The 2146-nt window shown below is 34.7% G+C and carries 1 protein-coding gene; it reads left to right on the top strand.

Translation table 11 applies throughout. The features are described 5' to 3' along the window. Window positions 1–783 precede the first annotated feature (783 nt). Window positions 784–1473, top strand: a complete 690-nt coding sequence (locus ACE01N_RS20325) for a hypothetical protein (protein ID WP_380592884.1) — start codon at window positions 784–786, stop codon at window positions 1471–1473. Window positions 1474–2146 lie beyond the last annotated feature (673 nt).

Here is a 2146-nt window from a genome sequence, read left to right on the forward strand (position 1 = left end):
ATGATATATTGATTCCAGATTATCAAATTTTAGAACAAAAGATTATTGATGAAAATAAAAAGTACTACCGCTAACACACGGTATAGTGCATGGCAGTACTTTTAAATTAAATGTATCAACGTTCTTTGCCGGCCCTTTCCGTCCTGACAGTTCCTATCCTTTCGGACAGAAACTGCCACGACACCATACCGCGGGAACGTTGGGCCCAAGGGCAAAAAAGGGAGTTTAATTTCGCACTGAACTGAGCGGACAATTTCAGCACGAAATTTTTTTTCGGCATTTATGAGACATCTTTTTGAAGAAAATTTTTTCAGACTTTGACCTTATTAATCGGAATGACTTCTTTCCTTCATGCTGACTTTTGATTTTAAAAATCGAATTTGACTGATAATACAAGCTGACTGTTTGTTTTCAAAAGATTTGCAAAACTTGAGTCTCAATTTATCGTGAAAGATTTTTAAGAATTGTAAGTTGTGATCTAAAATAAACTTTGAGTTTGAGTTTGACTTTTAAGATAAAGATTATTCCGGTTGACAGTTCATTAAAACCTGACTGTAGATTTTTCGGTTGAAAAATTTGACTGAGATATTATATTAAAGAAACCCCAGGGCCCAACACGCGGTGCATAGTGCATGCGGTTCTTTTAATTTGCAAATCCGTATGCATCCTGGCGTCGTTTTCGGCTTGACAGTCTCCACTTCGTGGGACAGTCAACCGCACGACACCATACCGCGGGAACGTTACCTGCCATAAAATTATTGCCCTAACCAACAGTCTAAAAACATGAATAAGGAATTACGGTCAGACATACTAGAAAAATCTCTTGAGATTGAGTATCAACTAAGTAAGATAATAAAAGAAATTATTCGCGTTCCCAAAACTGACACAAAGACTTTGGGAAATCAAAGTTCATCTTTAACATTTAAAACCAAAGTTGACTTAATTTATGATTTAGATAGAATTAATAAGGATGAATACAACTTACTTATCCTATTTATGGAAATAAGAAATCAATTCATTCACAATTTACAAGCGGATTCATTCATAGAGACATTTCAGATTCTTGGAAATAGTAAGAAAAATAAAATTCTTAATCTTGATCCTGAAATATCAAAGGTATTTAATGAGTTAAATGTCAATCCAGAATTAAACGAGCAACAAGAAAAAATTCTAAAAATTGCATTCAATGTATTTCACAAAAAATTAGTTGAAATTATAATAAAACAACATGAAGTACTTATTAAGGAATTAAAAGATGAAGAGGGGAAAAAAGTAAAATTGAAATTTCACGAGATCGCATTAGATATGATAGAAATTATTCAAGATACAGTAGAAGAGTTTGGTGAAATTTACTCAAAGGAGATTGAAAAAATAACAGGACATAAAAATGATTTTGGAGAATTATTAAATGCATATGTTAATCAAAAATCAATTGAGAGAATTAAAATTAAATATCCAGATTTACCAGATTGAAAACATTACATAAATGAAATTACGGCAGGTAACACACGGTATAGCTAATAAGGGTGAAAGTGGGGCACGAAGCTCAGTAGTCCGCTTCAACTTTTGTCACGGTAGACAGAAACGTAGCCCGCAATCCCTTACCAGCCATACCGCGGGAACGTTGTATTTAATGCCGGGATTAGTTGTGTGAGATCGTATAAATTGGCCTCCACCCTCTTTCGGCTGAAGCAGGGAACGTTCATTATTAAAGAGGATCAACGATTCATTTTAACCAGATGAGGTGGAGTCTCAGCTTGTACAACTTTAAAGTTTCCTTTTTTGACGCAATATCGTTTTGGGTTGAAGCAATATCGTAAAGTTTTTGATTTACATTATCCGGCCATGGGTGGCTGAAGTTCTTTTGATTTGCTGATGTGTTTAATTTGTGGAACATCAATTTAAAGAGCACCCGTGAGAGATAAAAAGGAGGCACAAAATACAACATGCGGTCATACTGCATGGCAGTACTTTTTAACCAAATATATCAACATTCGCGGTCGGGCTATTTCATCCTGACAGTTCCTTTCCCGTCGGAAAGAAACTGCCACGACAGCATACCGCCGGACCGTTGCCTGTAATTATAAAAAGATTAAAATATTATGACTAAAATAAATTTGTTATTTCTCATATTCATTTTTAATTC

Origin of the sequence: Quyinboa ferrireducens, assembly GCF_042436675.1 — a bacterium.
In the GTDB taxonomy this organism is placed as follows: Bacteria; Bacteroidota; Bacteroidia; order Bacteroidales; family UBA5342; genus JBHJHP01.